At 59.1% G+C, this 12,761-nt stretch carries 6 protein-coding genes and 1 pseudogene; 5 read left to right on the top strand and 2 right to left on the bottom strand.

The features are described 5' to 3' along the window. Positions 1 to 66 precede the first annotated feature (66 nt). The 4 genes and pseudogenes from HMPREF3011_RS01805 to HMPREF3011_RS01790 all read left to right on the top strand — a co-directional run bounded on the left by HMPREF3011_RS01805 (position 67) and on the right by HMPREF3011_RS01790 (position 9,164). The gene (locus HMPREF3011_RS01805; RefSeq protein ID WP_070628902.1) at positions 67 to 327 is read left to right on the top strand and encodes a MoaD/ThiS family protein; all 261 of its coding nucleotides are present in this window, start codon (positions 67 to 69) and stop codon (positions 325 to 327) included. A 119-nt stretch (positions 328 to 446) separates the two neighbouring features. After that, positions 447 to 4,004 carry a DNA polymerase III subunit alpha gene (gene dnaE, locus HMPREF3011_RS01800; protein ID WP_038625760.1) on the top strand — a complete coding sequence of 1,186 codons (3,558 nt, stop codon included), beginning with the start codon at positions 447 to 449 and terminating at the stop codon, positions 4,002 to 4,004. Between the two features lie 56 nt (positions 4,005 to 4,060). Continuing rightward, positions 4,061 to 5,356 (top strand): annotated as a pseudogene (gene ilvA, locus HMPREF3011_RS01795) (threonine ammonia-lyase IlvA). A gap of 106 nt (positions 5,357 to 5,462) precedes the next feature. Then, positions 5,463 to 9,164, top strand: coding sequence for a hypothetical protein (locus HMPREF3011_RS01790; RefSeq protein ID WP_070841048.1), 3,702 nt, complete (start codon positions 5,463 to 5,465; stop codon positions 9,162 to 9,164). 9 nt (positions 9,165 to 9,173) lie between these two features. Here the strand turns inward: HMPREF3011_RS01790 and treZ are convergent, their stop codons facing one another. Then, a complete protein-coding gene (treZ, locus tag HMPREF3011_RS01785; protein ID WP_070841047.1) occupies positions 9,174 to 11,090 on the bottom strand; it encodes a malto-oligosyltrehalose trehalohydrolase in 1,917 nt (638 codons plus the stop codon). Between the two features lie 147 nt (positions 11,091 to 11,237). Between treZ and HMPREF3011_RS01780 the strand changes: the two genes are divergently transcribed. After that, a complete protein-coding gene (locus tag HMPREF3011_RS01780) occupies positions 11,238 to 11,939 on the top strand; it encodes a YigZ family protein (protein WP_210401633.1) in 702 nt (233 codons plus the stop codon). Positions 11,940 to 11,945: 6 nt separating this feature from the next. Here the strand turns inward: HMPREF3011_RS01780 and HMPREF3011_RS01775 are convergent, their stop codons facing one another. Next, positions 11,946 to 12,692 (bottom strand): helix-turn-helix domain-containing protein, encoded by a 747-nt coding sequence (locus tag HMPREF3011_RS01775; RefSeq protein WP_048734728.1) that lies wholly within the window; start codon positions 12,690 to 12,692, stop codon positions 11,946 to 11,948. Positions 12,693 to 12,761 lie beyond the last annotated feature (69 nt).

Here is a 12,761-nt window from a genome sequence, read left to right as displayed (position 1 = left end):
GCAAGTATATTAGTATTTAATATACGCAATTATTTGATCGCTGATTGTGTAAGGCAGTGGAATTCAATGATTCAAGTTCGCTTGTACGCCGCCGCAATGGCAGCAGTTGGAAAAGAGTCCGTGCAGCTGGAAGGCAACTACGCCACTGTCGCTGACGTTATTGCCGAACTAGCTCAGCGCTTCCCGGGCACCACAGACTCAGGGCTAACACTGAGTCAGGTTGCGGAGCAGTGTTCTTTCCTCGCCGACGGCAAGCGCATCGACACGTCTGCCAGTGTGAGCGGAATCGAAACTCTTGACGTGTTGCCGCCATTTGCCGGGGGATAACAGGCGCGGCGAGACTGTCGTCGTCAAGCTTGACGACGGCGTGGGCGGCGGAGCCTTTCTGATCAGCGGTGTTCGAAGGAATCGTGTTTGGTCCGGGCGATTGTCTACAATCTGGACTCATGGCTAACTCCTCCTTCGTGCACCTCCACAATCACACCGAGTATTCCATGCTCGACGGTATGGCGAAGATTGATTTGCTTGCCGACGAGGTTGCGCGACAGGGAATGCCTGCGGTCGGTGTCACCGACCACGGCAATATGTTTGGCTCAAATGCTTTCTATCGGCAGATGAAGTCCAAGGGCGTCAAGCCGATTATCGGCATTGAGGCGTATATGGCGCCGGAGAGTCGCTTCAACAAAAAGCGCATTCAGTGGGGTGAGCCGCATCAGCGTCGAGATGACGTCTCGGGTCGCGGTTCCTACTTGCACCAGACCATGTTGGCAGCGAATGCGCAGGGTCTGCGGAACCTGTTCTACCTGTCGTCGATGGCGTCGTATGAGGGACAAATTAGTAAGTACCCGCGAATGGATGCGGAGTTGGTGGCGGAACGCGCCGAGGGCATTATCGCAACCACTGGGTGTCCGTCGGGTGATGTGCAGACGCGTCTGCGCCTGGGGCAGTTCGACGAGGCTCTGCAGGCTGCCGGTATGTGGCAGGACATCTACGGCAAGGAAAACTACTTCCTTGAGCTGATGGATCACGGGCTGGATATTGAGACCCGTGTGCGCAGTGAGCTACTGGAGATTGGCCGGAAGCTGAACTTGCCGCCACTGGTTACGAATGACTGCCACTACGTTACCCGTGACCAGGCTAAGGCTCACGAGGCCATGCTCTGTGTGCAGACGGGCAAGACGCTCAATGACCCGGACCGGTTTAAGTTCGACGGTGATGGCTACTTTATTAAGTCCGCCGAAGAAATGCGCGCGACCTGGGATCATCTAGTTCCGGGTGCCTGCGATAACACGCTGCTCATCGCGGAACGCGTCGAGGACTACGACGAGCTGTGGGAAGAGCACCCGCACGACCGCATGCCGAAGGCGGACGTTCCGGAAGGGGAAACGCCGACGACATGGCTGCACCACAACGTGATGGAGGGGCTGCGCAAGCGCTTTGAGGGCCGCGAGGTACCGGAGGAGTACATCCGGCGCGCGGAGTACGAAATTGAGGTTATTGACGGTAAGGGCTACCCGTCGTACTTCCTTATCGTCGCGGAGCTGATTCGGCATGCCCGTGAGGTAGGAATCAAGGTTGGTCCGGGGCGTGGTTCCGCTGCCGGTTCTCTGGTTGCATACGCGACGTGGATCACCAATATCGACCCGATTGAGCACGGCCTTCTCTTCGAGCGATTCCTGAACCCAGAGCGTCCGTCCGCGCCGGATATCGATATCGACTTCGATGACCGCCGCCGCGATGAAATGATTCGCTACGCGGCCGATCGCTGGGGCGAAGACAAGGTAGCGCAGGTGGTCACCTTCGGTACGGTGAAGACCAAGCAGGCTCTGAAGGACTCGGCGCGTGTGCAGTTCGGTCAGCCGGGTTACCAGATTGCAGACCGCATTACTAAGGCGCTGCCACCTGCGATTATGGCTAAGGACATTCCGCTGAGCGGCATCGTCGACCCGGAGCACCCACGCTACGGCGAGGCCGCCGAGGTCCGACAGCTTATTGAAACCGATCCGGATGTGGCTCGAATTTACGAGACGGCTCGTGGTCTCGAAGGCGTCGTTAGGCAGACCGGCGTGCACGCCTGTGCCGTGGTGATGGCGTCGGTGCCACTTTTGGATCACATCCCCATGTGGAAGCGACAGGCTGACGGCGCGATCATCACTGGCTGGGACTATCCGGCGTGTGAGGCTATCGGTCTGTTGAAGATGGACTTCCTAGGTCTTCGAAACCTGACGGTTATCGGTGACTGTATTGAGCACATCAAGTCCAACCGAGGCGAGACAGTTCTGCTCGATGACCTTCAGACCGATGATCCGAAGGTCTATGAGCTGCTGTCGCGCGGCGACACCCTCGGTGTGTTCCAGCTCGATGGTGGCGGCATGCGTGAGCTGCTCAAGCGCATGCAGCCAACGGGCTTTGACGACATCGTGGCTTCGCTGGCGCTGTACCGTCCGGGACCGATGGGTGTGAACGCGCACTTTGACTACGCGGATATTAAGAATGGTCGCAAGCCTTATAACGCCATCCACGCGGAACTGGATGAGCAGCTGAAGGAAATCCTGGAAGAAACACACGGCCTGATCGTGTACCAGGAGCAGATCATGAAAATCTCGCAAAAGCTGGCGAATTACACCGCGGGCCAAGCAGATGGTTTCCGTAAGGCCATGGGTAAGAAGAAGCCCGAGGTGCTGGCCAAGGAGTTCGTGAACTTCGAAGGCGGCATGTTGGAAAATGGTTTTTCCAAGGATGCTGTCCAGAAGCTGTGGGATATTATTCTGCCCTTCGCCTCGTACGCGTTTAACAAGTCTCACGCGGCGGGCTACGGCCTGGTGTCCTATTGGACCGCGTACTTGAAGGCCAACTACACCGCTGAGTACATGGCGGCGCTGTTGACCTCGGTGGCGGATGATAAGAACAAGCTGGCTATTTATCTGTCGGACTGTCGCCACCTTGGCATTAAGGTGCTGCCGCCGGATGTCAATGAGTCGGGTATGGATTTCGAGCCGGTCGGTGAAGATATTCGCTTCGGCCTCGGCGCTATCCGCAACGTTGGCCATGATGTGGTCGCGTCGATTGTGAAGACGCGCGAGGAGAAGGGCAAGTTCACGTCCTTCTCGGACTACCTGGACAAGATTGAAACGCTGCCATGTAACAAGCGCATCACCGAGTCGCTGATTAAGGCTGGCGCTTTCGACTCGCTTGGGCACCCACGAAAGGGCCTTGCGCTCATTCACGAAGAAGCCATTGACTCGGTGCTGTCGACCAAGAAGGCTGCAGACAAGGGACAGTTCGACCTGTTTGCGGGCTTTGGTGGCGAAGAGGACACCGGTTCGGAGAGCATCTTTGAAATCCGTGTGCCGGATGAAAAGTGGGATCGCAAGCACGAGCTGACCCTGGAACGAGAAATGCTGGGCCTCTATGTCTCCGGTCATCCACTCGATGGGTTCGAAGAATCGCTGGCCGCACAGACCGATACCGCTTTGACCACGGTCGTCGGTGGGGAGGTCGCTAACAACACCGAAATCACTATTGGTGGCATTGTCTCCAGCGTTGACCGCCGCGTGAATAAGAACGGTCAGCCCTGGGCGATTATCGGTATTGAGGACCACAACGGCGCGCGCGTGGAAGTCATGGCTTTTGCTCGTACATACGCGATGATTGCCACCAGCATTGCTGAAGATGCCATCGTGCTTATTCGTGCTCGCGTTCAGTACCGCGATGACCGCATGAGTGTGGTCTGTGATGACCTGAAGCTGCCGGATCTTGGCCGAAATGGCTCCACGTCGGCACCGTTGCGTCTGACCATGCGCACTGATCAGTGCACACCGGAGATGATTGCCAAGCTGAAGTCCGTACTGTTGGACAATCCCGGCGACTCGGACGTTTACCTCAAGCTTGTCGACGGTGATTCCCACACCACTTTGGTTCTCGGCGAGCACTTGCGGGTCGACCGAGACGCCAGCTTGATTGGTGATTTGAAGGCGACGATTGGGGCCAGCATTTTGGGGTAGCTTATCGCGGCCCTGATTGTCGCAACCGATTGTATGACCGAGTAGAGTCATAGCTCATGAGTGAGAATTCTGTGCCTGCTTCCCAGACCGAACGCCGACTTGTCCACGCGGCCGATATTCAGATTGCGCAGGCACGAATTTCTTCGGTTATTGCAGCCACTCCGCTGCAGTTCAGCCCACGTCTTTCCGAAATCACCGGCGCTAAGGTATTCCTCAAGCGGGAAGACCTCCAGGACGTGCGCTCGTACAAGATTCGCGGTGCCTACAACGCCATGGTTCAGGTCACCGACGAAGAGCGGGCAGCAGGCGTCGTTGCGGCATCTGCAGGAAACCACGCTCAAGGCGTTGCATATGCCTGCCGTCAGCTGGGTATTAAGGGGCGCATCTATGTGCCCAATGCCACGCCGAAGCAGAAGCGCGACCGTATCGCTTACCACGGCCGCGATGCCGTTGAAATTGTCGTTGTCGGAGACTCCTTCGATGAGGCCGCCGCTGCTGCGCGTGCCGACGCACAGCGCACTGGTGCCACCATGGTGGAGCCATTCGACTCTTTCAACACCATCGTCGGACAAGGCACTGTCGCAGCTGAAATTATTGCGCAGCTCTCCGGTCAGGGGCTGACTCTGGATACCATCTGCGTACCGGTCGGCTGAGGTGGCCTGCTCAGCGGTGTCGCCTCTTACCTGTCGGATATGTCGCCGAACACCCAGGTCATGGGTGTGGAGCCTGCGGGTGCGGCCTGCATGCGCGCAGCCTTGGAGAACAATGGGCCCATCACGCTGGGGCACACTGACCCGTTCGTCGATGGCGCCGCAGTGGCCCGCTTCGGTGACCTGCCGTGGCACATCCTGGAGGCCAACCGCAGCCGCGTTCATCCGATGATTGCGCCAGAGGGCGCGGTCTGTGAAGCGCAGCTGGATCTCTATCAGAACGAAGGGATTATCGCTGAGCCGGCCGGTGCGCTGTCTGTGGCAGCTCTTGAGCAGATGCAGTTTGAACCGGACGAGGTTGTTGTCTGCATCATCTCGGGCGGTAATAACGACGTGCTGCGCTATGCCGAGATCATGGAGCGCTCGCTGGTCTACCGTGGCCTCAAGCACTACTTCCTGGTGAACTTCCCGCAGAAGCCCGGTCAGCTGCGTATGTTCCTCAGCGATGTTCTCGGCCCGGATGACGACATCTCACAGTTTGAGTACCTCAAGCGTAACAATCGCGAAACTGGTGCGGCCCTCGTCGGTATTGAGCTACGTCATGCCTCTGACCTCGAGGAATTGCTCGCACGCATGGATGCCTCGCCGCTGAAGTGTCGCCGACTAGTGCCCGGCACACCAGAGTATGACTTTTTGACCTAGACTTGCTGGGTCCAGCTGGGAAACTTCCGAGGGAGTCCTCCCAGGTCCATTAATTAAATGAATCTTTTCGAGCAAGCTTTGTAGCGAAAGGGAGCGTCCACCCACAATGACTGGGGCAAGCAGTGTCGACCAGGGTGTCCGAGTGGAAAATACCGTGATTGTCGAAATGTGGCTGGCTGCCGCAGAGCAGGATCTGGCCACCCGGATTCCAGGGCTGCTGGAATCTGCCACACAGGCCAAAGTTGAGCCATTGTTTGTCTGGTCAGGGCTGTCGATGGACGAGGTTGAGCGTATCGACCGCTTCTTGGGAACGCTCCTGGCCCATCATCTGGCTGGTGGTACCGCTGCCGATATTGATGCTGCGAAGAGCGTCGTTGACAATCACCCGCTGGTCACCCTTGCCTCGCTGGTAGGGCGCGCCGCGCGTGTTGCGTCGGCAAGCGAAATGTGGCTGGACTGGCCGGCGGCTCTGCAGCTGGATCCAGACGCTGACACTACCGGCGCGCTCATCTCGCACCTCGCCGCCGCTGTGCCGACGATGCTGACAAATGCCGGTCTGCCTAACGACGTCGACAGCGACCAGGCCGATTCGGATGAGCTGCAGCAAGCGGCACAGGTGCTTCTGCTGCACGCGGGTGTGCAGCTATCGGTGATGCCACTGATTATCGAGCGCTGCGAGGAACTTGCCGGGGTAGCGGAGCTGACCAATCCTTCGGCCAATGACCTGGTACAGGCGTTGTCGAAGGTACATCCGCTGCTCGAAGGGCTGCTGACCGAAATAGCAGAGGCCGAAGATGGTGTCTATCCGCTGGCGCTGCGTCAGTTGGCCAGGACGGCACCTCGTCAGGCGCACAAGTTGTTTAAGGCAACCCTCGGCTACGCCATTGCCACCGCCGCTGATCCGGCCAACTGGGAGGCTCGGGAAGAACTCGGTCAGCTCGATGCGGGCCTTCCGCCCATGCTGGTGGCCGCTGCACGTGAAGAGCTGCGTATGCGCCCGGCGGGTACTGCGAATCGTCGTGAAGCCGTGGGCGTGGTGGCAACGACCGGACGCCCGCAGCTGTACTTCGATGAGCTGACGCAGACCGTTGGCGTACAGCTACCGACGCCGCTGGATCCGGCGGGGCGGACCTGGCGTGTCACCTTCGGCGGCACGGTAGCAACGACCCCGGTGGTGGGCCTGCAGGATTCGCTGCCGCGTCCAGTGGTGACCATCGATGAGCCGGTGCGCGATGTGCTGGTGGAAATCGGCGATGAGAAGCACTGGCGAGTTCCGGCGATTAGCACTGAGGACCCGATTCTCATTTTCGGTGCCGACGGTCAGTCGGTCACAGACAAGGTCTCGCTACACTCGACGTCCGCTACGGTGGTCTACCCGGTTGATGCCACACTCGTTGACCCCGTCACGGGTGCTGAGATGCCATTGCTATCGGACCCGCGCCCATTTAACTGGGAGCTGTGGCAAGTCGCTGAGATCGATCTTCGCGATGTTCATGCAGTTCAGGTTCGTCGGTCCGGGGCGGCGGGCGAGGTTCGGTCAGCGTCACCGCAGCGTCAACCGCGAATGACCATGCTCCACGCGCGTCTCGACGGCACCGTGTCTGCCTACGGCACCCCGGTTTACGCCGGTGGTCCGGTCGCTGTGTTCCCGCCGACGCTGTCCGGTAAGGACGAGTCCTGGCGCGCCATCGTCACCGATTTTGGCGGCTATGGTGCGTTTACCACGGATTCCGTCATGGTCTATGACCTTGACGTACCCGCCGCGGGTGGCGAGGTTGAGATCCTTACCGATGACGATTATCCGTGGGTCGGCGAGTTCGTGGTTCGCCTGGTCAATCCGCGTGGCCGCAGCTTCCAGAAGCACTTCGCCATTGCGGAGCAGGCAGACCTTACGATCACTTACAGCGGTGGTGGTGACGGCTTCCGCATCCCAACCGTCGACGGTCTGAGCCCCGCTGACATCCGCGTTGTCTCCGGCGAAAAGCCGCTTAATGCCGAGCCCGCTATCGTGCGCCTCGGGGCGGACGAAGTCACCGGTGCCGTCGAGCTTTCCACCGACGAGGGCGCATGGCTGCAGTTGCAGGTCACGCCAGGCACGCTGCAGTTTGAGGTTCCGCTTGCCGACGAATCCGTCGCCCGCCGCACCACTACATTGGTCACTCGTCCCAAGCGTGTCGATGCCTTCGGCAAGATTGTCGTCAATGCTCCGGGTGAGTTGCGCCATGCGCATGTTGCAGTTTCCAGCGGTGAGCGCGACATCTGTCGCGTCCCCATCAAGCGATTCGGCGATACTGGCTACGCGGAGTTCGGCAAGTTCGCTGACCGTATCTCCCTGCTGAAGGCTCTGCGCATCAGTTTGGACTGGACACGTGTGACGGGACGTAAGCGCCTGTCTGTACCGCTGGTGGAGGCTTCCTCCCGCGATGCCATCCGCCAGATTGCCTTCAATGATGAAGCCACTGACATCATCGAGGTTGATGTCGCGGACGATGTTTCGCACTTGCCGATGACTCTGTGGCTCTGGGCTGCCGGTCAGCCGTGGCGTGAACCCGTCGCTCTGGAAGTCGTGGAGGCTGAATGCGAGCTTCCCGACGAGCTCCGCGGCCTTGGCCCATTTGTCGCGCAGGTGACTCTCGGTGTGGAGAAGGAACGCCACCCGCAGTGGCCGGCGGCCGGGTCGACCATTCTGCATCACGTCGATGATGCCGAGGCTGTTGACCTCGATGGCGAGGACACCGATCCCGTTGCTCGCGTGCAGGAACTGTGGGGCGAGCTAAATCAGGATCAGCTCGCACGTTTGTGGACGCTGCTGGCGACCTTGCGCGCTGGTCGTGCAACCGACATGGCGCAGGCGAATCCGCTGCTGGCCGCACCTAGGTTGGGTGCAATCCTGTGTGCTGAACCCCGCGCAGGTCTGGCTGCGTTGAACCGTTCAGTCATTGCGCTCGACGATCAGCCGGGTATGTTTATCGCCTCCGGACTCGTGCTGGGAGACTTCAGCGCTACTAAGCCGGTGCCGGGGCGTCGCCGTGTGCCGTGGCTCGGTGCATTGGCAGCATTGGCGGATCTCACTGATGAGAGCGTGGACCGTTCTCGTCAGCTGGATTACCTGCGCACAACTGGTGGCCAGGGACTGCTGGACATTGCTGCCAGCGGCCAGGACACCACTCTGGAGTCCGCCACTATCGACCAGAGCTCGGTGCAGATTACCTCGCTGCCGGAAGCACAGGCCAGTGCTATTTTGTCGCAGGTCTTTGATCCGTACCGCATGGTCCCGGGTCCGCTGACCGACGATGACGCTCGCTTCACAGCAATCTACGAAGTGGTACGCAATCGTGCTGAGATTGTGGAATCCGGTGTGATGACCCAGCTTGCCGCCGCCTCTCGGGTGTTGTTCAAGACGGTGTCGAAGGCATCACCGCGACTGCGCAAGGCGGTCAATGTGCGCTTCCACAAGCTCGACGGCATCGATGCGGATGACCCTTCGCTGCACTGGACTCTGGTGCCAGGCACTTCGCTACTTATTGCAGTGGCTGCTCGCGTATTGGCTCGTACTCAGGCTGAGAACTCTGATGCCAGTGTCGCCGCTGTCCGTGAGCTGATTCCGATGTGGGCTCAGCTGGCGGACCTGGTTCCGACGTTGGTGATGAGCGATATTCTCATCGCCGATGCGTTGGTGGCTCACGTCCTCCACGGTGATGTCACCGAGCTGCCGTGGCCAGCACCCGAGTCGGGTGCTGATGTCGAAGCTGATGCTGACGCTGCGGCCGACGCGGATCCTGAAGGCACGGCTGACGCGGAGGACTAGCCTGTCTGACTAGCTGAGCGAGACGACAGCGTAGCCCCACGCTGGAAGCGAGATTTCGGGACCAGCAGCTTCGTCATTGACGATGCTGGCTGCTGCGTCTTCAAAAGTGTGCAGCAGGTGGGCGGAGCCGAACTCGGAATCCAGGCTGACGCTGGTTTCGGCGTCGGAGAAATTCGCAACCAAAGCGACAGTTTCAAAGGCATCCGAGTTTCGGGCCCCCATTTCGCGCTCATCCTGGCTGCGCACAACGACAAGGCAACGATTGTCCTCGTCATACTCGGTCACCACAGATGCCGACCACGGCGTGCGAAGCGACGGGTGGGACTTCCGCAGCGCGAAGAGATCGCGGTAGGCCGCCAGAATAGTGGCGTGCGAGTCCTCCGAAACCTCCTGCCAATTGAGCTTCGAGCGGTGGAAGGTCTCTGGATCCGATGGATCGGATACCTCCTTCGGATCCCACCCGGCACGGGCAAACTCACGTAGTCGTCCTTCGCGCGTGAGCCGCTGCAGCTCCGGATCTTCATGGGAACAGAAGAAAGCAAACGGGGTAGAGGCGCCCCATTCCTCACCTTGGAAGAGCATCGGGGTGAAAGGACTGCAGGCGATAACTGCTGCCTTTAAAACCTGCTGCGCCGGGGTGAGGTTCATCGACGGACGGTCGCCGACAGCGCGGTTACCCGTTTGATCATGCGTGGTCGTGTACGTTACAAAAGCATGCATGGGCTGGACGGACAGGTCAAAGGGGCGGCCGTGAGTACGACCGCGGAATGTCGACATTGTGCCCGTATGCCAGAAGCCGGTTTCCAAAGCGCTAGCCAGCGCTTCCACCGAACCAAAGTCCGAGTAGTAGGCGTGGTCTTCACCAGAGATCAACGTGTGCAGCGCATGGTGGACGTCATCATCCCACTGAGCGTTGAGGCCAAAGCCACCGGCAGCCCGCGGGCGGACCAAGCGCGGATCATTTTGATCGGACTCTGCAATCAAGGAACGCGGAATACCAGTCTCAGCTGCGACAGTGTCTGCGACAACCTGCATCTGCTCCAGAATGTGGAATGCGCCCTCGTCATGCAGGGCATGGACCGCATCCAGGCGCAGACCGTCGACGTGGTAGTCCACCAACCATTGGCGTACCGCATCCAAAATGTACGCACGCACCTCATCAGAGTTGTCGCCGGTGAGATTGACAACCTCACCCCAACCCGTCGAACCACCAGCGGTGTAGGGCCCGAAAAATCCCACATAGTTGCCGTCCGGACCGAAGTGGTTATAGACCACATCAAGAATGACGGCCAAACCCTTGCGGTGGCAGGCATCAATCAGCTTCTGCAGACCGCGCGGGCCACCGTAGCCCTCGTGCACGCTGTGCCAGGACACACCGTCATAGCCCCAATTACGGTCACCACCGAAAGGCTGCACTGGCATCAGCTCAATGTGTGTTACCCCCAGCTCAATCAGGTGGTCTAGATGTTCCACCAAACCTTCGAAATCACCAGAATCGCTGAAGGTGCCCACATGCAGCTCATAAATCAGACCTCCTGGCAGAATCCGTCCTGACCAGGTCGAGTCCTTCCACTTATATGCACCCAGGTCAACGACCTCGGAGAAACCATGCGGACCATCCGGCTGCGACTGGGAACGCGGATCCGGCAGCGGTATTGTCCAGTCGCCGACAGCGGGGGAGGAGCCGTCCTCCGACTCGCCGTCAGGCGCGCCGTATCCCGCATGTGCCCGCAGCGAAAATGCGTAGCGATCCCCCGGTGTGCGAGCCACATCAGCTTCGAACCAACCAGAGTTGGCGCCGTAGCCATGGGTGGCATCAGCGATTGGATGCATATCAAAAATCGCAGGAGCGTCAGGATTACCCAACAACAGACGGACTTCGGAAGCGTACGGGGCCCAGACTCGGTAGTTGCTCATGAGCACCATGGTAGGTCAGTCAGCGGATTGGCACAGTGAAACTTTTTCGAACACTGCGGATTTGAGGTGAGCCCAAGGTGAGGTCGAGATAGTAGGGTGAGGTCGAGATAGTAGCGAGCGACGGTGATTGGGTGTGCACGAAGCCCATACGCAACAATGGACACTATGACCACCGAGCCATCCACTTCGACAGAGGCGACACAGAATCAGCGTGACATCGAGCTGATTGTCCCCGCCGACGGTGACATCGTCACGAATGAAATCGAGATTAAGAAATCTCGCTTCATTACGTGGATCGCGCGTGCCGACGACGAAGACAGCGCCCGAGCGGTGATCAATTTGGCTAAGGCGGAGTACCCGGACGCTCGCCACCACTGCAGCGCATACATTCATGAGGTCGTCGGAGGGAATCGTGTGGAGCGATCCTCGGATGACGGTGAACCTAGTGGCACGGCAGGTCGCCCTATGCTCGATGTACTGCAGGGCTCTGGAATGACAAATGTCACCGCCGTAGTAATCCGCTATTTTGGCGGCATCAAGTTGGGTACGGGTGGGCTTGTGCGGGCCTATTCGGATTCGGTCTCAGAGTGTCTAGAGAAAGTTACGCGTATGCGGCGCGTGCAACGAGCCTTAAGAGTAGTCAGTGTCTCCGCAGCAGATGCCGGTCGCATCGAGGCGGAATTGCGTGCTCGCGGCTATGAGATTGTGGAAACGCGGTGGGGGCAGAACGTGGAGTTTTCCATCGCAGTGACTGCCGATGGGATTGCCCAGCTTGACGGCGAAATGCAGGCGCTGACTAAGGGAGCTAGCGAGCCGTCTACGGACGGTGGCGAAATCTGGTGGGAGCTGCGCGCCTAACAGCCACTAACCCTGGTTCGGGGACTCCTCGCCGTTGTGTGCGCCGCGATGACGCTTGAGAATTTCCACCAGTTCGTCCTTGTTTTCCGCAATCTTTTCCGGCCGACCGAAGACACAGACCGCAGCCACAGTAGCGCCGTCTTCCTCCACTGCGATAGAGACACCATCGACGCCACCGCCTTCGGCAATACCCGGGGCAGCACAGACGCCGGTCTCTGCGATTTCCCCGGCCTGGCGGAGGAAATCATCCACATAAACCTGGTCTTCCGGTCGCGCGGAGTTCAGGTAGGACCACAGTTCGCGCTTTTCAAACCGACTCATCAAAACCCAACCTGCAGAGGTGCGCAGCAGCGAGCGTGGCAGGAAGTTCTCCGTCAGGTACTGGTAGCGCATGGATTCACCGACGGTTTTGAGGTAGAAAAGCTTGCCACCAACCGGCAGTGCCAGCACGGTAATCAAGCCAGTCTCGTTGTGAATCGCCTCAAGCTCGGCCGTCGGAACATGGACCATGCGACGACCGGCCATGACATTGAGCAGAAACGGTGCCATGCCGAGCGTGTAACGCTTGTTGGACTCGTCAAGGTAACCTGTCACAGTCAGACCGTTGACAAGGCCCTGCGTGGTACTGAGCGGATAGTTCAACGTGTGGGCGATGTCTGTGAGGGTTAGACCTTCGTTAGAGCGCGCAACGAGTTCGAGAATCGCCGCAACGCGGTCGACCATACGGTGGCGGGGGCGGACAGTTTCTGTCATAGCGCTAACTCTAGCAACCTAGCTACGCCATTGTATTAATTACCTACCCAAATAGGAATATTTAGCAGG

This window comes from Corynebacterium sp. HMSC074C04, from assembly GCF_001838295.1.
GTDB classification, from domain to species: Bacteria; Actinomycetota; Actinomycetes; order Mycobacteriales; family Mycobacteriaceae; genus Corynebacterium; species Corynebacterium amycolatum.
Note: the sequence above shows the minus strand (reverse complement) of the source record. Positions and strands in the feature narration are given on the sequence as shown.

Coding starts and splice junctions, on each gene's coding strand:
- HMPREF3011_RS01775 (WP_048734728.1), bottom strand. CDS start 12,692: ATGACAGAAACTGTCCGCCCCCGCCACCGTATGGTCGACCGCGTTGCG.
- HMPREF3011_RS01780 (WP_210401633.1), top strand. CDS start 11,238: ATGGACACTATGACCACCGAGCCATCCACTTCGACAGAGGCGACACAG.
- HMPREF3011_RS01790 (WP_070841048.1), top strand. CDS start 5,463: ATGACTGGGGCAAGCAGTGTCGACCAGGGTGTCCGAGTGGAAAATACC.
- dnaE (WP_038625760.1), top strand. CDS start 447: ATGGCTAACTCCTCCTTCGTGCACCTCCACAATCACACCGAGTATTCC.
- HMPREF3011_RS01805 (WP_070628902.1), top strand. CDS start 67: ATGATTCAAGTTCGCTTGTACGCCGCCGCAATGGCAGCAGTTGGAAAA.
- treZ (WP_070841047.1), bottom strand. CDS start 11,090: ATGGTGCTCATGAGCAACTACCGAGTCTGGGCCCCGTACGCTTCCGAA.